This window comes from Nocardia sp. CS682 (genome assembly GCF_004634405.1).
Classification (GTDB): domain Bacteria; phylum Actinomycetota; class Actinomycetes; order Mycobacteriales; family Mycobacteriaceae; genus Nocardia; species Nocardia ninae.
Window position 1 is genome coordinate 615623 of the sequence record NZ_CP029710.1, and the last position, 18784, is coordinate 634406.

An 18784-nucleotide genomic window follows, 5' to 3' on the forward strand; every position below is an offset into this window, starting at 1 on the left:
CGATCCACGACATTCGCTCACCGCACCGGGCGGCGGTGCGGTAACAGGTCCGGTGATCGCGCCGGGAAGTTGCTGTGCACGACATTCCGCTGGATTGGTCCCATTGCGTGACAAGACATTTCACGCTCCCATCAGTCCCAGCGAATGTTCACCAGGGTAGCACTTATTGTTTGATTACCGCATTGTTTCAGCCGAACCCGCACTGTGCAATTCAACAATTCTCGATGTGCACATTGCCGATTTATCGAAGCCCCGATGATGCAATTCTCAATCGAGCGTCGTGTCCTTTCGATCGCCGTACGTCTCACGCACGCGCAGTACCGTGGCCGCAATTTCGCGACCCGCCGTGCCGAGTAATGAGCCCAGGGTGGTGCGATCCACCGTCCAGCGCGGCAGCCGCTCCAGAAACGCACCGACCTCGGCCATGGCGGCGATCAGTTCCGGCGCACCGTCGCCCGCCGTGCTCGGCGCGAACCGCATCTGCAAAGTAATTGCGCCGCAGCGCTTTCCGATCAACCGGGCGACGACCGCCTCGGCATAGTTCTGCACCGACGGGCGCGGCCGCGCGCCGATCGCGCGCGGCGACAGCACCAGCCTGCCGAGCAAGCCGACCCGCCGATAGCCCGCGAACAGCGGTGATCGCGCCGCTCGGCGCAGCATGGCGTCCATGGCCGCCGCGATATCGGCCGCCCCGCGCCGGTCGTGCTCGGCCGCTTCGAGCGCGGCGCGGGCCAGCCCGGCCGCCATGTCGTTGCGGTAGTGCGTGCGCAGCCAGTGCGTCATATCCGGTGCCGCGCGCGACATCTGCGCGAAGACTTCGGCCGAGGTCAGCGCCGCGCCGATCGGGACGAGTGCGTCGCTGAGGGCCTTGGACAGCGCCACCAGGTCCGGGCGGAAGCCCCGACCGGTACAGGTCAGGAAGTTGTCGATATCGCCGCGCCAGAAGCCGGTGAAGACCTCATCGACACCGACCAGGAATCCTGCTGTCGCGCGCCGTTGTTCGATCTCGTCGAGTACCTCTCCCGGTATCTCGACACAGTCGTAGCCTTGCACGAGTTCCAGCCAGACCAAGGCGATGTCGGTGCGCCGCAGTGCCTGCCGCAGTCCGTCGATGTCCGCGAGATCGACCTCGATCACCCCGACTGGGTACGGGCTGAAGGCGTGCTGATCGCGATCCCGGAAGAACGAACTCGTCCTGCTCAACGCCAGCGAGATGGGGCCCTTGCCGGAATAGTTGCCACGACAGGTGAGTACGGTCGCGCGGCCGGGCTTGCAGCACAGCGCGGCGAGCACCGCGTTGTCGACCGCGCTCTGCCCGCTCACCGCGGGCAGCATGATCGGCAAGCCGGTGAAGCGTGCCAATGCGGCTTCCAGCCTTGATGTTTCGTCGCCCGCCGTGCCCGCTGTTCGGATCACCTCGGGCGACTGCACGTTGTGCCCGCGGAACGCGGGGCCGGTGCCGGAAGCGAGGTCGGTGTAGGTGCGCGTGCCGTGCCGGTACCTGACGCCCTCGGCGCGGTCGAAGGTCATGTTGATGGCCGCCAGATCGATCGACCGGGTTTGCCAGGTGTTGCTGTGCATGCGCAGGCGGGCACTGCGGGTGAATCTGTTGTGCCGCATGCGGTGTATCGCCGCGCGTTCGTGCCGGTCCGTCGGCCGCCAGCGCGTCAGTGTCTCGCACAGCATGTGCATTGCGAGGCCATTGCCGCCGAAGGTCGACACGTGCGCGATGCTGTCCATCGTGTTGTTCCAGAGCGCGAACATCTCGCGGGTGAGCGACACAGTGCCGCAGGGCATCTCATTGTCAACGACCACCTCACCCAGGAACACCAGGTCGGCGGCGGCCACCGAGCCGCGCAGGGTTTCCAGGGCGGTCGCGGCGCCGAGCAGGCCCCACGCCACCGCGGCACCGCGCGCACGCGCGACCTCGATCGCGCTACGCACCGGTGCCAGCCCGTCCCCCGCGAGACCGTCTACGACCACTACGTATGCTGACCAGCCCGGGTCGATCCGGTGCAGAAACTCATCGACGGTGCCGACGATCGCCATGCCGTCGGCGACGAGCTCGGGCAGGCCCGGGACCGCGTGCCCGAACGCGTAGCGCGCGGTGCCGGTCGGATCCAGTACCAGAATTCGGCACGAGCCCGGGCTTCCCGCGCGATTGTGCCTGTTGCGCAAGTACTTCACGACCGTGCCCAGTGCCTCGACGCCGGAATTCACGAACACCGAATGCCATGCGACGCCGGTGTTATCGCCTCGGCTGAGCAGCCGATGTAGCAGATACGCCGCCACTGCCCCATCGGGCGGCACATAGGTGCTGGCCAGCACCATGTTCGGCGACCCGGCGACGACCCGCTCGGCCAATATTTCGCGTACCCGTTCATTACCGGAAAATATGGCCGGAATTTCCTGCCGTGCGTCTCGCGAGTCCCCCGGAGCTACACCGGTCGACATCGGCACGCTCCTCGCTGCACTCGATATGAATATGCGGCTCACCGAGGGAGCCACCCGCCCACCGGGCATGATCAATTGAGGTCAGAATAACGCCGGAACGGCCGCCTCATCATCGGTCGAACGCTGATATGAATATCAACGCTTGTCGGATAAGCACCCGGCGCGCTGCTCGGCCGCAGACCGGGCCGCTCGCGTTCGGCCCGATTGTTTAGCGCCCGCATACCCGGGGCATACCGGCCCTGTCGCGGCGTCGCCGACGATTGCTGCGCGCATTCCGAAGTTGGCTTGTTCGAGCAGGGAGGAATAGCGATGAAAGCGGTACTGATCACGCCGATCGTGGTTGCTGCGGCGATAGCAGCAGCGTCGTGCGGTGACGACTCAGGACAGGACTCGGCCGATCCCACCACCGCGGTGTCGGTGATCGGCAGCTCGACGGCGTCCGGCGCGCCGGACTCGGCGCAGGTCGATCTGGCGCACCACTCGTTCCCGGTGAGCCCCACCGACGCCCTCAACACCGCGAAGAAGAACTTCGACGGCACGCTGTCGAAGCTCGAACTGGAGCGCGAGGGCGTCAACACCCGGAATACCTACGTGTACAAGGTGGAGATGCTCTCCGATACGGAGAAATACACCATTCAGCTCGCCGCCGATTCCGGCGCGGTCATCTCCGAGCACAAGGAGAACCTGGACGCGGACGAACGCGGCACCGAACGCACCCGCAAGGCCGTCGACTACGACCGGGCGGTCCCGCTGAACGACGCGATGGCCACCGCCTCGAAGGCCCGCTCGGGCCCGATCGAGAAGTGGAAGATCGAGGGCAAGGACAACTCTGCGCAGTACGAGTTCGATGTCCAGCAGCCCGGCGCCACCGATGACGACTACGAGGTGCAGGTCGACGCGTACTCCGGTCAGCTGAAGACGACCGGGTAGCGCCGCCCGCTACCAGGGGTCGCCGACCGCGACGGCGGTGTACGGCGTGGTCGGCTCCGGTGGCGTGTCGAAGCGGGCGTTCGGCAGATAGAGGCGGTCGCCGAACGCCGCGACGGTGGCGGGCACGTCGAAGCGTGGGTCGGTCAGTCGCCGCTGGACCGTGCCGGTGGTTCCGGCGGGGTCGAGGTCGATGACGGCGATCGCATTCTGCCTGTTCTGCACGACCAGCAGGCTGTTGCCGCGCAGGAGCAGTCCGTCGCCGTGCGGTACCGACTCGGCGCCGAGATCCACGCGCCGGGTGTCGCCGGACGCCGGGTCGGCCCGGAACAGGTGGCCGGTCACCGACTGCACGACGATCAGGGCCGTGCCGTCCGGAGTGCGCACGATGCCGTTGGCGTTGAATTCTCCTGGGACATAGGCGATATCGCCGGTCAGCGGGACGCGCACCACCGCATCCGGTGACGGCAAGGCGCCGTCCGGGCCGATCGGCAGGTGGTAGAGCACCGGTGCGCGCGAGTCGGTGAACCACGCGCCTGAGGGCGTCAGCACCACGTCGTTGACGAAAGTATCCGGCGGCGTGCCGAATTGGTAACGTGCCAGCACCGCGCCGGTAGCGGCGTCCACTATGCGGACGTCACCCCCGGTGCCGCCTGCGACGAAAAGCCTGCCGCGGTCGTCGAGTTGGAGGCCGAGGGCCTGCGTACCCGGTCCGGGACTCAGCACGGCACCCTGTCCGGTCACCAGGTCGGCTCGATAGATGGCGCCGTCCGCCATCGATCCGATATAGGCCACCGGCCACTGCCCGATGGCGATGCCCTCCGGCCGGAACCCCGCCGGTAGGTCGATCGTGGTGGGAAACAACGGTTCTCGGGCGGTCGCCTCATGCGCGGGTGCGAGCGTCCCGACGCAGGCCAGTGCCACCGCTATGCCGAGCATCCGCCTCATCTCAGAACCTCCTGCGCTGCTGCACTTTTCATACGGTCAGTCTGGCTGGACGACGATCCATGAGTCCAATGCATGTTTGTCATCCGATTGATCACCGGTCAAGATTGATCCATGGAGCTCCAGCAGATGCGTTACGTCCTCGCCGTCGCCGAGACGAACAGCTTCACCCGGGCCGCGGAGCGGTGCATGGTGGTGCAGTCGGCGCTCAGCCATCAAATCGCCCGGCTGGAAAAGGAACTCGGTGCGCGACTGTTCGAGCGCACCAGCCGCCGGGTGCGGCTGACCCCGGCCGGAGCGGCGTTCCTGCCCGCCGCCCGCCAATGCCTGGACGCCGCCGACCGGGCGGCCGCCGAGGTGGCCGCGGCCGTCGGTGAGATCCGCGGCCGCCTCGCGGTCGGTCTGATCCCTACCGTCGCCGCGGTCGATATTCCGGAGGCCCTGCGCGACTTCCGCGCGCGCTACCCACACGTGCGCATCAGTTTGCGGGTCGGCGCCAGCGATGACCTGATCGACCAGGTCGAGCACGGCACGCTCGACGTCGCCTTCCTCGGACTGCCGACCACCGCACGCCCGCACGGCGTCGCGGTGCACGAACTGGCCCGCGACCGGCTGGTGGCCGTCGTCGCCCCCGACCACCCACTAGCCGCCGAACCCACCGCCGATTTGCGCAGGCTCGCCACCGAAGTCTTCGTGGACCTGCCGGCCGGCACCGCGGGCCGCAGCCAATCCGACCAGGCCTTTGCCGCGGCCGGCCTCATCCGCGACGTCGCGTTCGAGGTAACCACCGCCGACTACATCACCCGACTGGTCGCCCCCGGCCTGGCCATCGCCATGCTGCCCGCGGCTTACACTCCCCGTCTCACCGACGTCGTCACGATCGAAATCGCCGACGCGCCTACCCGAGTCGAATATGTCATCTGGAACACCGCCACTCGCACTCCGGCCGCCAGTGCCTTCCTCGGCCTTCTCGACATCCCTGCTCCCCGCGAGCCCTGAAGCACCACAAGATATTCGAAGGGGCAGCGGTTATCTGGCTGCGGCTATTTCGGCGATCTTCTCTCGTGCGTCGGCGGCCGCGTGCTTCTCGTTGGCGTACAACAGGCCGAACGTGAAGCCGTTCTCGCCGGCCGCGGTTCCGGCTGTGGTCGCGATGCGCCAGAGGAAGGCGGCGGACACGACACTGTCGTTGTGGTCACCGAGCACGCGTTGGATTTGCTTGTAATGCTTGATGTTCGACTTCGCCTGAGCGCGGTCGCGGACCGGTTCGTGCAGCTCGGCGGCGTAACGAGCGCGTTTGGCGGCCTTGCGGGCGCGGTGCAGGGATTCGTCGCGCTGATCCTGGAGAGCGACCGCGAGGCGGCGATCGGCCTTGCGGGCGGCGCGGTCGGCGCGCTGGACCAGCTTTCGGCCCTTGATCCGCAGGCCGAGTGGCGGATTCGACTTCCATTCACGCAGCGTCGCAAGGAGTTTCAGGTAACGCGGGGAGTTCATGGCCTCAGCGAGCTCCTTACGACTGGTGAGCTGCTTACTCAACAGAGTGGTATCGATACGCGTGGCGACCGGGCCGAGCACGAGTTCGAGGGGCAGTTCGCTGATCTTGTCGGCGAGGTGGCGGCGTTGCACCTGGCAGTCGCGTACCTCGCCGAGCAGGCCTGCGAACCACTTCAGCTCGTCCTCGATGTCGGCGATCGCCGAGCGGTCCAGCAGCTTGCCGAATACCCGCAGCGTGCTGCGCAGGCGCCGGGACGCGACCCGGGTGTCGTGGATCGGGTTCTCGCCGCGGCGCAGCGCGATGTCGCCGGCGAAGATCGTGTCGATCTGGGCAGTGATGTAGTCGTGGATCGCGCGTTCGGCATCGGTGCTGAGCTCCGGGCCGGGCCGCGCGGGCAGCACACGAGACAGTTTGGACGGATACGTCGACGGCCGTGCGCCCGCCGCGACGAGCCGATCCACCAAAACTGTTGGGGTGGTGTCGGTTTGCGGGCCGAGTTCGATCTCGATCTCGCGCCAGTCGAGGGAGCCCGCGTCCGGCTCGGCGGGCGTCGTGTGCACCGTGTCGTCATCGACCTCGACGATCAGTTCGTCGTCCGCGCCGAAGACGCGATGCCGTGTGCGCACGGTATGAATCGTGGTGACCGGGGCCAGTTCCTTACCCAGTGCGACGCCGGTGACCAGCTCGGCGAGTTCACGCGGCAGTTCGTCGGACAGCGCGGCGGTCAGTTCGACGCGGCCGTCCGCCTGCGGGACCTTCAACTGCCAGCCGGACTCGTCGGCCCCGGTACGGCGGCGCAAGGTGACGTTCTGGGCCAGCAGGTCGTGGTCCGCGGTGTCGAAGTACGTGCTCGTCAGCTCGACCTCTGTTTTCTCGACCCGGCTGTCGGGGACGAGATCATCGAGCGCCGGCAGCGTGCAGGCCGGGTCGACGTCCCATTTACTTTCGCGTTCCAACTCGTCCTTCATCGGTACTGCGTTCCCTGTCCGGCACAGGTGAAACAGCCCCGACCGGAAGTCGCGGCGGCCACGAACGGGAATCAGGGCAGCACGGTCAGCGCACCGTCTCGATACTGCTCGCGGACCGCGTAGCGGCGGATCTTGCCACTGGAGGTCAGCGGTACCGAGCCGGTCGTCACCAGCACCACGTCGTTGAGCCGCAGTCCGTGATGCTCACCGACCGCTCGACGCACGGCCGTGACGATCGCTGACTTGGCGGTGGCGTCGGGGTTCTCGCCTCGATTCATCTCGGCGACCACGACCAGAGCGGGTTCGTCACTGTCGAGCACTTGGAACGCCACGCAGCGGTCGGGGCGCAGTGCCGGATGCGAGTACATCGCGGAGGCCTCGATATCGGACGGGTAGTGGTTGTAGCCGTCCACGATGATGAGGTCCTTGCTGCGTCCGGTGACGTACAGCTGCCCCTCGTGCACGAAGCCGAGATCACCCGTGCGCAGGAAGTGCCCGGTGCGACCGGTGACGGTGGCGGCGAAGGTGGCGGCTACCGCCTCCGGTGCGTCCCAGTACCCCTTTCCGATGCTGTCGCCGCGCAGGCAGATCTCGCCGACCTGACCTTCCGGCAGCGGCGTCAGCGTCTCGGTATCGGCGAGGACGAGTTCGTAGGCGTCATTCAGCTGACCACTGGCCACCAGCCTGCGGCCACCGCTGGACACCGGCTCGACCCGCCCCTTGGCGAGCGCGGTCGGGTCCACCTCGACCGTGGTGAGTCCGCTGCCGGCCGGGCCGCCGGTTACCAGCAGCGTCGCCTCGGCGAGGCCGTAGCACGGGAAGAGGCTGTGCGCGTCGAAGCCCGCCGCACGGAAGTGGTCTGCGAAGGTGGCCATGGTGTCCGCGCGCACGGGCTCCGCACCGCAGAGTGCTACCCGCAGCGGTGACAGATCGTAGTTGGCGACCTGCTCGGCAGGCACCCGCCGCACGGCGAGCCCGAAGGAGAAGTTGGGGGCGACGGTGTGGGTGGCCCCGAACCGGGACATCGCCGCGATCCAGCGCGCGGGCCGCTGCACAAATGCCAAGGGGACATACTGATAACGGTGGAGCCGCTGTACACCGGATAGGTGACCATGCTCAGCAGACCCATGTCGTGGAAGGTCGGCAACCAAGCCACCCCGACCCCGGCGCCGATCTCATCGGTGACCAGCCGCAGGTTGGCGAGGACGTTGTGGTGCGTGAGCACGACACCCTTCGGTTCCCCGGTCGATCCGGACGAATACTGCAGGTGCGCAACGCTGTCCGCCGTGACGCCGGGATCGTGGTACCCATCCGCCTCGGCGAGATCGATACGATCGGTGACCACCGTGCGCAGCCCCGCGAACCCGTCGGCCTCGGCCAGCACCGGGGTCAGCAGCGGCTCGATCTCGGCGCCGGTGAGCAGCAGGCGCGCACCGGAATTGGCGGTGATGGCGGCCAGGCGCGCCAGGCTGTCCGCCAGCTTGTTCGGCTGCGGCGGCGCCACCGGCACCGCGACGACACCGGCATAGAGGCACCCGTAGTACGCGACAACGAATTCCAGGCCAGGGGCATAGAGCAGCAGCGCCCGCTCCCCCGGCTGGGTGATCCCCGCCAGATGCGCGGCGACGGCACGGGCGCTGCCGTCGAGCTCCGGCAAAGTCAGTGTCGCGGTGACCTCGTCACCGTCGCCGAGGTGATGGAAACGCACCTCGTCCGGCGTGGCGGCGGCGCGCATGGTCAGCAGCTCGACGAGGGTGGCCGGTTCGACCGGGGAATTGGTTGTCATGCTTGCACTCCTGAGGTCCGGCGACGGAGATTCGCTGCAACACAGACCGATTCGGCCGGGCGCAGCGTGAAACGAGGTTCGGGGTGGTCGCCGACGAAGGCACCGGCGTGCCACGAGTTCAGGCCGAAATGCTGGACGTACGCCGTCGGCAGCTCACCATCGACGGCCGCGATGATGGCGCGTCCGCGCGGATCGGCGCGCAACTCGATCGCGTCGGGCGACACCGTCAGTCCGCTACCCAACCACTTCAGGTAGCTCTCTTTAGCAACCCAGTGGTGCAGAAATCGCCGCCGATCGGTGCCTACCCTGGCGGCTTCGCGCGCTGTGAGCACCCGTGGCGCCAGCCCGTCCAGGTCGAAATCGGTGTCGACCGACTCGACGTCGACGCCGATCGATCCCGACCCTGCCACCGCGACGACCGCGAGCCCGTGGGTGTGAGTGAGATTGAATGCCGTTGCACTGTCGGCCAATTCCGGCTTCCCGTGGCGTCCGGTAGCGAAGACGAGGTCCTCGGGGAGACTGCCCGTATAGGCCGAAAGCACCCGCCGTAGCGCGGCCCGGGTACGAATGAAGTCGGCCGTGAACTCGGCGGTGTCGAACCGGGTGCTGCGCACGAACTCCCCGGCGGACAACACCCGGCGATCCTCGGCGGAATGCGCACCCGTCAGCCGCACCCACCACAGTTCGACCTCGTCGGACCCGATCCTCCGCCGCAGCGCGGTGCCGCCGATCATGGCGACCCCACCACGCAGTCCCGGACGTGGCGCAGTGCGGCGTCGCGGTGCGAGATCGGGAAGAAGTGCCCGCCGGGCACCATCCGGATGTCGACCCCGGCCGAGCCGCACTCGTTCCACTGCTCGAGCTCGGTCGCGTTCACGTGCGGATCGGCGCTGCCGCTCAACACGGTGATCGGGATATCGAGGGGCGGGTCCGGCCGATACACATACGTCTGGTCGACGCCGAGATCGGCCCGGGTCAGCGTGAGGACCGACTGCCGCATCTGTTCGTCGGCGAGCACCTCCGCCGGGGTACCGCCGAGCATCCGCACGATATCCAGCAGCATCTCGTCGGAGGCGAAACGGATCCACGGCAGCCGCGAAGGATGTTGCGGCCCACGACGTCCGGACACGATCAGCCGCGCCGGACGCGGCCCTGCCCCCGCGCAGAGCCGCCGCGCCAGCTCGTAGGCGATGAGCGCGCCCAAGCTGTGCCCGAACAGCACGAACGGCGCCCGCCACGCACCCTCCATCGCCGCGAGCAAGTCGTCCAGCAGCGGCGTCAGGTGCTCGAAAGGCTCGTCCCGCATGCGCATTTCGCGCCCCGGTGGCTGGAGCGGCACCACGTCGATATCGGGGTGCAGCTGTTTGCGCCACGGCAGGTAGGTCGAGGCCCCCGCCCCGGCGTGCGGCAGGCAATACAGGGTCGTCGCCGCGCCGCCGATCGGCGGGTACGGCATCCATTTGCGGGTATCGATGGTGGGCGCGTTCATAGCCGGGCCGCCGTGGAGGCCGTCTCTACCGTCAGATAGTCCGGCGGGGGCGGTGGCGGTGTCGTCGAAGCGCCCAGCAGCGTAACGCCGTCCTCCTCGCCGATCTCCTCGAAATTGGCGAATCGGTAAGTGATGTACATGATCCGGTTCCGATCGGTGGGCACGAATTCGGCGACCAGCCGCGCGCCCTCGGCCTGGGCCAGCCGCACCACATGGTTGAGCAGCACCGTCCCGACGCCGCGCGAGATCACCCGGCACGACATGAGCAGCAGCTTGAGCCGCCACTGCGTGGCACCACGCTCCACCAGCGCGAGACCGATCTGCCCGTAGGTCCCGTACTTGTCCTCCAGTTCGGCCATCAACAGCAGGTGATCGTCGGATTCGGCAAGGGCGGCAAGTTCTTCCGCCGAGTACATGATTCCCGTCGAGTTCAGCTGATTGGTCCGGACGACGAGTTCCTCGGCCCGGCCGATGTCGGTGGCGCGGGCCGGACTGATCGCGAAACGCATACCGAGGGTGGCGAGGAACTGCTCATTGGTGCCGGAGAACCGTTCCTCCGCGGTGGTCCGCTCGATGCTCGCCCGGTACATGTGGCGGCGCATCCGCGAGTCGGCGCTCACGTGCTTCGGCTGGAATTCCGGCCGGTCCACCAGGGACATCGCGTCCACGGCGTCGATGCAGAGCACCTCGGGATGGGCGAACCGGACCTCATCGCGCTCGAGCTCTTGATCGTCGACGAAGGCGAGCGTGTCGATCCCGATATTGAGCCGCTCGGCGATCGCCGCGACCGAGGCGGACTTGTTGTCCCACCCGATCTGCGGGTAAAGGAAGTACTCGGCGATCCCCAGCTCGGCGAGCTTGGCCAGCGCGATCTCCGGATCGTTGCGGCTGGCGACCGAATGCAGGATCCCGCGCTCGTCCAGCGTGGCAATGGTTTCCCGGATCCCCGGCTTGAGATCGGTGACCGTGGCGTTCTCCAGCAGGACACCGTCCCACAGGGTGTGGTCCAGATCCCAGACCACGCACTTGATCTGGCGGGGACGCTTACCGACATCGGAGTTCATCGAATTTCCTTAGCCTCTGCGCGGTTCCGGTCGTGCCTCAGTCGATGGGGATGACGCGCGCCTGATTTCGGCACGCGTCGGCGGCGATGAGTATGTGTTGCAGCTGCGTGCTGCCCTCAATGATCTCCATGACCTTGGCATCGCGTAAGTAGCGCCCGACCGGATATTCGTCGGTACAGCCACGCGCGCCGTGCAATTGGACCGCGTCGTTGGCCGCGGCCGCCGCCGCGGTGGCGGCGAACTGTTTGGCGATGCAGGTCGCCATGATGGTGTCCGGGCTGCCGGTGTCCTTGAGCCGCGCGGCCTGCCAGACCAGTAGCCGGGCCGCCCGGGTGTTGGTGGCGATGGTGGCGATCATCTGCTGCACGAGTTGGTGTTCGCGCAGCAGCGCGCCGCCCTGGTGGCGCGAGTTCGCGTAACTGACACAGGCATTCAGGCACGCTTGCAGGATGCCGACGCATCCGGCGGCGACACTGAAGCGTCCGATATCGAGCACGCCGGTCGCGATGGCCAACCCCATGCCCTCGGGTCCGATGAGTGCGTCGGCACCGACTTCGCAGTTGTCGAAGACGATCTCGGCGACCTGGCTGCCGCGGGTTCCGGTGATGTCGCGCACCGGGATTCGGCTGATGCCGGGGTTCGCCGCCTCCACCAGGAAGGCGGCCGGGCCCACCGCGGTGCGCGCGAAGACGAGCAGCACGTCGGCGAGCTGGCCACCGGTGACCCAGAGCTTGTGGCCGTCGAGCACCCACCCGTCATCGGTGCGCCGGGCCGAGGCCTGCAGCGCGGCGAAGTCGCTGCCCGCCTCGGGCTCGGTGAGGCAGAACGCGCCGAGCGCGTTCCCGGCGACCAGGTCGGCCTTCCACCGCTGCTTGGCCGTATCGGTCCCCCAGCGGTCCAGCGCGTACAGCGCCATCGAGTGCACCGTCAGCAGGCTGCGCATGGACGAACAGCCGCGGCCCACCTCCTCGTGCACTTCGGCGAGGGTGGTCATGCCCGCACCGGTGCCGCCATCCGTCTCCGACAGCACCGCACCCCACAGGCCCCGTGCGGCGAACTCGGGGATGATGCTCGGGTCGATCCGGGCCGCCTGATCGAACTCGGCGGCCCGCGGTGCGACCACCTTGTCCACGAACGCGGCGATCTCGGCCCGCGACCACGCGCCGACGCCGGACGCCGCCTGCACCGGCATCACGCGACCTCGGTGGCCGCGCCACCACCGTTGAGCCTGCCGACCAGGTCGGTCATCACGTTCACCGTCCGGAAGTTGTCCAGCATCAGCTCGTCGTTGGGGATGCGGTCGCCGAGGTGCTGCTCGATGAACATCACCAGTTCCATCGCGAAAAGCGAGTTGACGAAGCCGCTTTCGAAGATGTCGTGATCGTCTTCGAGCCGGCCGTCGGGGAATCGCTTGGCGACGAATTCACGGATTTCGGAACGGGCATCGGAGAACATAACTGCGTCCTGTCGGTAACGGGGGCAAAGGGTTCGGGGTCTCTCACGAGTACGAGAAGAAGCCCTGACCGGTTTTCCGGCCGTGTAGTCCGGCGTCGACCATCTTGCGGAGCAGCGGACACGGCCGATACTTGCTGTCTCCGTAGAACTCCTGGAGGCCCTCGATGCTGTACAGGATGGTGTCGAGCCCGATGAGATCCGCGGTCTCCAGCGGACCCGACGCGTGCCCGAAGCAGGACCGAAAGATCTCGTCGACCTCGGCAGCCCCTGCCACACCGTCCTGGAGCAAGAAGATCGCCTCGTTGACCATCAGCATCAGTACCCGATTGGAGACGAAGCCCGGCATGTCGTTGACGACGATGCCCCGCTTCTCCAGGCCGTCGAGCAGCTCCATCGCGGTGGCGATGGTGTCGTCGCAGGTGTGCCAGCCGCGGATCACCTCGACGGTGGACTTCATCGGCACCGGGTTCATGAAGTGCATGCCGAGCACCCGATCGGGGCGCTTGGTGGCCCCGGCGATCTTGGTGATCGGGATGCACGACGTGTTGGCCGCGAAAATTGTTTCAGGCGGGCAGATCTCGTCCAATCGCGGGTAGATCTCGGCCTTGAGCGACCAGTTCTCGGTGATGTTCTCGATGACGAACTCCGCGGCGCCGAGGTCGCCGAGCTCGGTCGTGTAGCTCACCCGCTGGGTCAGGTCGCCGTACTTCTCGGTGTCGTGGCCGAACAGGCGCCCGGTACGGGCGTACCGGACGACCTCGTCCGCCGCCCGGTCCAGCTGGGCCTGGGCACGGTCCACCAGCACCACGGAGTATCCATGCGCCGCAAGGGCTTGCGCGAGGCCCGAGCCCATCACGCCTGCCCCGACGACTCCGACAAGTTTCATGTCCGTGACTTCCTTTCGGGCGCGGTCGCCGTGAGCAGGTAATCGGCCATATCGGCGATCGTCGGCGCTTCGAACAGCGCCACGGTCGGGATGACCGCGCGGAACTGTTTCTTGATCGAGTTGATCAGTTGCAGACCGACCAGCGAATTGCCGCCGGACTCGAAGAAGTTCTCGTGCAGGCCGACGTGGTCGACGCCCAGCGCCTCCTGCCAGAGTTCCGCGAGGCGGCGTTGGTAGTCCTCGATGGTTCGGCCGGGCGGTGCCGTGCTGGGCTCCGCTGAGCCCGGTTTCGGCGAAGTGGCGGATTCCGCGAGCGGGTCGTTGCCGCCGACCCAGGCCGCGAGGCGCTCGGGCAGCCGCCCGGCGGAGACGACCGCGCGGCGCGGGCCGCCCGTGATGAGCCGGTCCAGCACGGCGAGGGCGTCCGAGGCGGCGAACGAATATTTGTCCAGTGAGTCTGCGACACCGGGGGTTTCGCCGGAATGGACCGTGTCCTGCCAGGTGTCCCAGCACGCGGAACGCCACGCGGATCCGCCGGGCAGGCCGCGGATCGCGACGAACTGGTCCTGGAAAGCGTTGGCGGCCGCATAGGCGGTGAAACCGATGCCACCGAGGACCGCCGACATCGAGGACAGCAGGACGACGAAATCCGGACGCTCGCCGCGCAGTGCGTCCGCCAGCGCGAGCGTGCCATCGATCTTGGCGCGGAAATGCGCGGCGCTGACCTCCGGCGACGTGTCCTCGATGGTGGTGAACGCGTCCGGCGACAGCACGCCCGCGGCATGGATCACGCCATCGATCGCGCCGAAGCGGTTGCGGACCTCGGCGATTGCGGCGATGGTGGCATCGCGGTCACCGATATCGCAGGTCAGTACCTGCACCTCGGCACCGGCGTCGGCCAGCGCACGAACCGCTGTCGCTCGGGCGCGCGACTTATCGTCCAGCTGCGCAACGGATTCCGCGCCGTCCAGGTCCGGCAATGGTGTCCTGGCCAGCAGCACCAGTTTGACGCCTGCGGCTGCGGCGGCCAGGTGCGCCGCCGCCTGGAGGCCGATGCTTCCCGTGCCGCCGGTGATCACATAGACGCCGCCGTCGCGCACGTAAGGCGCTGGTGCGTCGAGGGTGAGGGGTCTGAAGCGTTTCACCAAGCGTCGCCTGCCGCGCCGGGCGATCGCGGAATCATCTCCCGGCCACTGCATTTCGGTGAGCACAGCGGCGGTGAGCTCGTCCCACGAGCCGTCCGCGTCGTCGACGGGGGTGACCACGTCGAATGTGCGTACCGCCAGGCCGGGGTATTCCTGACTCGTGGTCAACGCGGGGCCTGCCACCGTCGTTTTTCCGGGATGCAGGTCGTCCTCGGCGTCGACCAGCTGGGCATGGTCGGTGACCACCAGGACGCGGCAGCCGTCGACGCAGCGGCGACCGAGCTGTCCGGCCAGCGCCAGCAGACTGTCGTAACCGAGGCGGCGATGCGCGGTCACGCTGTCGGCGTTTCCTGGGTCGGCGCTCTTACCGTTCACCGACCACAAGTGGACTACGGTGCGCGGCAGCAGGTTTCGTTCTTCGAGTGCCGTGACCAGTTCGGCGTAGTCCGCCCGCTCGCCGGGCCGGATGCGGTATTCGTCGGCGGCGGTCGCCTCGAATCCGGTTCCGGGCCCGACGGTTACCCAGTCGGCACCGTCGAGCGCCTTCGCCAGGTACCCGGCCAGCTCGGCGCTGCATGTTTCGGGGTCGGTGAAGACCAGGTAAGGGCCGTGCCGGTCCGCGGCACCGGAGGCGGGCACCGTGACCCACTGGGGTTCGAGGACCTCCGTGGCCGCCGTATCGGTCGCCGCGACAGACCGAGTCGGCACGGTACCTTGTTCGGTCGCGGGCCAAAACTGTTCGTGCTGAAACGAATACGTCGGCAACGACAGCGTGGGTCCGGCCGAGCCGGCGCGGGCCCAGTCCACGTCCACCCCCGCGGCCCACAGCCGGCCGAGCGTGCGGGCGACGATCATCCGGTCCGGCTCGCGCACCGAGGAGCCCCGCAGCGTGGGCAGCGCCGCAGTGCCACCGGTCTGCATCAGCGTCTGGCTGGCCAGGCTGGCGAGGTGACCGGCGCCGAGATCGACCAGCACGCACGGGTCCGAGCCTGCCAGGGTATCCACGCCGTCGGCGAACGAGACCGTCGCGCACATGTGCTCGGCCCAGTACTGCGGGTCGCGCGCTTGGTCGTCCCGGATCCAGCCCCCGGTCAGGTTGGACACGAACGGAATTCGCGGAGCGCGCAGCTCGACTCCGTCGAACAACTCGACCAACCGCTCGCGCAAGGGATTCAGCAGGTGGGAATGCATGGCCCGGGTCGTCGGCACCCGGCGCGCGGCGATCTCGGCGGCTTCGAGGCGCTGTTCGAGCGCGGCGATCGCGGCTTCGGCACCGGCGATCACCACCGTGGTGGGGCTGTTGACCGCGGCGCAGGACAGGTCCGGGCCGAGGAACTCGGCGATGCGGTCCTCGGAGGTCGCCACGGTCAGCATGGCACCGGGTTCGGCCGCCGCGACTAGCTGGGCACGTCGCACGACCAGTGGTAGCGCGGCCTCGACGTCGAATACGCCTGCGAGACAGGCGGCGGAGTACTCGCCGAGGCTGTAGCCGAGCAGGCCGCTCGGTTCGATGCCATAGCTCTGCCACAGTCTCGCTGCCGCGTAGTTCAACGCGAAGATGACCGCGTGGGCCAGGTCGATGCGGGTAACCAGCTCGCCGGGGCCGACTTCGGTGTCGCGCCGGAGGGCGGCGAAGGGGTCCGCCGCCGCCGGTGCCGCGTCCGGGTACAGGGCGGTGCGCAGGTCCATGCCCAGCGATTCGGCCGCCACCTCGGCACAGTGGTCGATCGCCGCGCGGAATGCCGGTTGCGTGCGGTAGAGGTCGCGTCCCATGCCGGGGAACTGATCGCCGGTGCCCGGCAACACGAATCGCACGGTCGGCTGCCTGCCGGACGGCGCCGTCTGCACCGGTACCCGGCGCCCGACCTCGTCGAGTGCCTCGGCGGCGGCGAGCAGGGTCCGGAAGGCGATGGCCGTGCGGCACGGCATGGGGCTGCGCCCGGTCTGCAAGGTAGCGGCCACCGCCGCCGGCGCGAGTCGGGGGTTGCTGCGCAGGTACTCCGCTACGGCGTGCGCAGTGGCGGTCAGCGTCTCGGGCGAGCGCCCCGACAGCGGCAGGATGTGCCAGCGCTGGTCGTCGGCGGATTCCGGCTCGACCGCGGCGACCGGCGGGGCGGTCAGCACCACGTGGGCATTGGTACCCGACCAGCCGAACGAACTGATACCGGCGGTGGGTGTGCGCAGGTCCGCGTGCGGCCAGCGAATGTTCTCGTACGGCAGGCGAACCGGGCTCGCGGCCCAGTCGATCGCCGGATTCGGCTCGCGCAGATGCAGATTCCGCGGAATCGTGCGACGATTCAGCGCCAGCACGGTTTTGATCAATCCGGCTATCCCGGCCGCGCCGGTCAGATGCCCGATATTGGTCTTCACCGCGCCCACATACAGTGGCTGGTCGTCCGGCCGGGCGGTACCGAAAACCTCAGTCAGCGCGCCGATCTCGATCGCGTCGCCGAGCTGGGTCCCGGAGCCGTGCGCCTCGACATAGTCGATGTGCTCGGCGCTGACTCCGGCACTTCGATGCGCCGCGCGAATCACGGCGACCTGTGCCGCGCGGTTGGGCGCGGTCAGTCCGTTGCTCATGCCGTCCTGGTTGACCGCCGACCCGCGCACCACCGCCAGCACCTGATGCCCGCGGGCGCGGGCGTCGGCGAGCCGTTCGACGACGACCGCGCCACAGCCCTCGCCGAGCAGGAACCCGTCGGCCGCGGCGTCGAAGGTTTTACAGCGGCCGTCGACGGCGAGCATTCGCATCTTGCAGGCCTGCAGGAAGGTGTCGGGGTGCACGGTCGCGCTGACCCCCGCCACGACCGCGCGATCGCACTCGCCGTTGCGAATGCTGTTGACCGCCAGGTGCAATGCGACCAGTGACGACGAGCAGGCCGTGTCGACGACCAGGCTCGGCCCGTGCAGATCGAGCAGGTAGGACAGCCGACCGGCCATCACGCTGGACGCGCTGCCCAGACCCAGATACGGGTCGTCGAGTTCCGCCCGGCCGCCGTGATCGATCAGCACGTTGCCGTAGCGACTGTCCGCCATCATGCCGACGAATACGCCGGTGCGCGTACCCCGGAGCTGGTCGGCCGGGAGGGCGGCATCCTCGAACGCCGCCCACACGGTCTCCAGCAGCATCCGCTGTTGCGGATCCATCCGCAATGCCTCGCGGGGCGAGATGCCGAAGAACCGGGCGTCGAAGCCGGCGAGGTCGTCCACGAAGGCGCCGCGCGTCGTGTAGGCCGTTCCGGGAGCGTACGGATCGGGATCGAAGTAGCGCTGCGCGTCCCAGCGCTGGGACGGCACGTCGGTGGCGGTGTCGATGCCGTCGGCCAGGTTGCGCCAGAACAACTGTGGTGAGTTCGCACCACCGGGGAATCGACACGCCATGCCCGCGATGCACACGGTGCCATCGTCGGCAGCGGGCTCCTGGTCGAGCAGGTCCGATTCGGCGATGTCCGCGCTGATGTCGGTAGCGGCAGTCTCGCCGACCAGTGCCGCGCTCAATGTCTCCAGCGTCGGATGCTCGTACAGCAGGGTCTCGGGGAGTTTGCACCCGAGCCATTCCTCCAGTTCACCCGAGAGGCCGACCGCGTCCGACGACGTCAACCCGTAGGCGGCGAAAGTGGTGGTCCGGTCGATCGCCTGCGGATCCGCTCCGATGATCTGGCTTATCTTCGCTGCCACCCATTCCTCGATCGCCGTTCGATCGAAGGCAGCGGACCCGACCCGATTCGTCTCCACCAATACCGCCCTTCGGACATCGGGGTCATGGCCTGAATTGTTCTCATTATTCGAGAGCTTTCACCGAATACCCGAAACAGGGAGAGCTCAGCCCCTGGTGGCCCCGAATCTAGCACCGACACAACCCCCTCGCAACGCTGTTTCCAGCATATTCCACCACCGGGCACAGAGATGCGAGACCATTGCGGCACAGGATGTTTCATACCCGGCCACGCTTCATTCTCGTCAACTGCAGAGAATCCGCAACCCCCCGAAAAGGGGGCTATCGGCGAATTCGAATCCCCCCGATCGGGGGGTTTACATATTGCCTGATCAATGCCGACAAGATGGCCACGGCTCTCATTTGATGAGGGATCACGAAATGGTACGATGTGAGAAGCGTCACATGGGCATAAAATGGTTACCCACCGACCGGTCGACTATCTTGAAGTGCGG

General features: G+C 67.7%; 14 protein-coding genes. 2 read left to right on the plus strand and 12 right to left on the minus strand.

Annotated features, from left to right (window positions below; translation table 11 throughout):
- Nucleotides 1–267: 267 nt before the first annotated feature.
- A complete protein-coding gene (locus DMB37_RS02645; RefSeq protein WP_167768697.1) occupies nt 268–2454 on the minus strand; it encodes an aminotransferase class III-fold pyridoxal phosphate-dependent enzyme in 2187 nt (728 codons plus the stop codon).
- 309 nt (nt 2455–2763) lie between these two features.
- Between DMB37_RS02645 and DMB37_RS02650 the strand changes: the two genes are divergently transcribed.
- Nucleotides 2764–3384, plus strand: coding sequence for a PepSY domain-containing protein (locus DMB37_RS02650; RefSeq protein WP_135231282.1), 621 nt, complete (start codon nt 2764–2766; stop codon nt 3382–3384).
- A 9-nt stretch (nt 3385–3393) separates the two neighbouring features.
- On the opposite strand, the gene DMB37_RS02655 is transcribed toward DMB37_RS02650, so the two are convergent.
- Nucleotides 3394–4329 (minus strand): SMP-30/gluconolactonase/LRE family protein, encoded by a 936-nt coding sequence (locus tag DMB37_RS02655; protein ID WP_135231283.1) that lies wholly within the window; start codon nt 4327–4329, stop codon nt 3394–3396.
- Between the two features lie 111 nt (nt 4330–4440).
- Here DMB37_RS02655 and DMB37_RS02660 point away from each other — a divergent pair, with 111 nt between their 5' ends.
- Entirely contained in the window at nt 4441–5325 is an 885-nt protein-coding gene (locus DMB37_RS02660) for a LysR family transcriptional regulator (RefSeq protein WP_135231284.1), read from the plus strand.
- A gap of 30 nt (nt 5326–5355) precedes the next feature.
- On the opposite strand, the gene DMB37_RS02665 is transcribed toward DMB37_RS02660, so the two are convergent.
- The 10 genes from DMB37_RS02665 to DMB37_RS02710 all read right to left on the minus strand — a co-directional run bounded on the left by DMB37_RS02665 (nt 5356) and on the right by DMB37_RS02710 (nt 18292).
- Nucleotides 5356–6789, minus strand: a complete 1434-nt coding sequence (locus tag DMB37_RS02665; protein ID WP_135231285.1) for a CYTH and CHAD domain-containing protein — start codon at nt 6787–6789, stop codon at nt 5356–5358.
- A 71-nt stretch (nt 6790–6860) separates the two neighbouring features.
- Nucleotides 6861–7814 carry an AMP-binding protein gene (locus DMB37_RS02670; RefSeq protein WP_135231286.1) on the minus strand — a complete coding sequence of 318 codons (954 nt, stop codon included), beginning with the start codon at nt 7812–7814 and terminating at the stop codon, nt 6861–6863.
- Complete coding sequence (locus DMB37_RS41685) at nt 7700–8575, minus strand: AMP-binding protein (RefSeq protein WP_135231287.1); 876 nt, start codon at nt 8573–8575, stop codon at nt 7700–7702. Before DMB37_RS41685 ends, DMB37_RS02670 begins: the two co-directional genes overlap by 115 nt.
- Entirely contained in the window at nt 8572–9309 is a 738-nt protein-coding gene (locus DMB37_RS02680; protein WP_135231288.1) for a 4'-phosphopantetheinyl transferase superfamily protein, read from the minus strand. The genes DMB37_RS41685 and DMB37_RS02680 overlap by 4 nt, the downstream gene beginning before the upstream one ends.
- Nucleotides 9306–10064, minus strand: a complete 759-nt coding sequence (locus DMB37_RS02685; protein WP_135231289.1) for a thioesterase II family protein — start codon at nt 10062–10064, stop codon at nt 9306–9308. Before DMB37_RS02685 ends, DMB37_RS02680 begins: the two co-directional genes overlap by 4 nt.
- Nucleotides 10061–11128 carry an HAD family hydrolase gene (locus DMB37_RS02690; protein ID WP_135231290.1) on the minus strand — a complete coding sequence of 356 codons (1068 nt, stop codon included), beginning with the start codon at nt 11126–11128 and terminating at the stop codon, nt 10061–10063. The genes DMB37_RS02685 and DMB37_RS02690 overlap by 4 nt, the downstream gene beginning before the upstream one ends.
- 37 nt (nt 11129–11165) lie before the next feature.
- The gene (locus tag DMB37_RS02695) at nt 11166–12320 is read right to left on the minus strand and encodes an acyl-CoA dehydrogenase family protein (protein ID WP_135231291.1); all 1155 of its coding nucleotides are present in this window, start codon (nt 12318–12320) and stop codon (nt 11166–11168) included.
- A complete protein-coding gene (locus DMB37_RS02700) occupies nt 12320–12583 on the minus strand; it encodes an acyl carrier protein (RefSeq protein ID WP_135231292.1) in 264 nt (87 codons plus the stop codon). The genes DMB37_RS02695 and DMB37_RS02700 overlap by 1 nt, the downstream gene beginning before the upstream one ends.
- A 43-nt stretch (nt 12584–12626) precedes the next feature.
- Nucleotides 12627–13469 (minus strand): 3-hydroxyacyl-CoA dehydrogenase family protein, encoded by an 843-nt coding sequence (locus tag DMB37_RS02705; RefSeq protein ID WP_135231293.1) that lies wholly within the window; start codon nt 13467–13469, stop codon nt 12627–12629.
- On the minus strand, nt 13466–18292 hold the full coding sequence (locus DMB37_RS02710) for a type I polyketide synthase (RefSeq protein WP_167768699.1): 4827 nt from the start codon (nt 18290–18292) through the stop codon (nt 13466–13468). The genes DMB37_RS02705 and DMB37_RS02710 overlap by 4 nt, the downstream gene beginning before the upstream one ends.
- Nucleotides 18293–18784 lie beyond the last annotated feature (492 nt).

What these genes read in the sequence shown, in the direction of transcription:
- DMB37_RS02645 (WP_167768697.1), bottom strand. Translation starts at nt 2,454, where the DNA reads ATGTCGACCGGTGTAGCTCCGGGGGACTCGCGAGACGCACGGCAGGAA.
- DMB37_RS02650 (WP_135231282.1), top strand. Translation starts at nt 2,764, where the DNA reads ATGAAAGCGGTACTGATCACGCCGATCGTGGTTGCTGCGGCGATAGCA.
- DMB37_RS02655 (WP_135231283.1), bottom strand. Translation starts at nt 4,329, where the DNA reads ATGAGGCGGATGCTCGGCATAGCGGTGGCACTGGCCTGCGTCGGGACG.
- DMB37_RS02660 (WP_135231284.1), top strand. Translation starts at nt 4,441, where the DNA reads ATGGAGCTCCAGCAGATGCGTTACGTCCTCGCCGTCGCCGAGACGAAC.
- DMB37_RS02665 (WP_135231285.1), bottom strand. Translation starts at nt 6,789, where the DNA reads ATGAAGGACGAGTTGGAACGCGAAAGTAAATGGGACGTCGACCCGGCC.
- DMB37_RS02670 (WP_135231286.1), bottom strand. Translation starts at nt 7,814, where the DNA reads ATGTCCCGGTTCGGGGCCACCCACACCGTCGCCCCCAACTTCTCCTTC.
- DMB37_RS41685 (WP_135231287.1), bottom strand. Translation starts at nt 8,575, where the DNA reads ATGACAACCAATTCCCCGGTCGAACCGGCCACCCTCGTCGAGCTGCTG.
- DMB37_RS02680 (WP_135231288.1), bottom strand. Translation starts at nt 9,309, where the DNA reads ATGATCGGCGGCACCGCGCTGCGGCGGAGGATCGGGTCCGACGAGGTC.
- DMB37_RS02685 (WP_135231289.1), bottom strand. Translation starts at nt 10,064, where the DNA reads ATGAACGCGCCCACCATCGATACCCGCAAATGGATGCCGTACCCGCCG.
- DMB37_RS02690 (WP_135231290.1), bottom strand. Translation starts at nt 11,128, where the DNA reads ATGAACTCCGATGTCGGTAAGCGTCCCCGCCAGATCAAGTGCGTGGTC.
- DMB37_RS02695 (WP_135231291.1), bottom strand. Translation starts at nt 12,320, where the DNA reads ATGCCGGTGCAGGCGGCGTCCGGCGTCGGCGCGTGGTCGCGGGCCGAG.
- DMB37_RS02700 (WP_135231292.1), bottom strand. Translation starts at nt 12,583, where the DNA reads ATGTTCTCCGATGCCCGTTCCGAAATCCGTGAATTCGTCGCCAAGCGA.
- DMB37_RS02705 (WP_135231293.1), bottom strand. Translation starts at nt 13,469, where the DNA reads ATGAAACTTGTCGGAGTCGTCGGGGCAGGCGTGATGGGCTCGGGCCTC.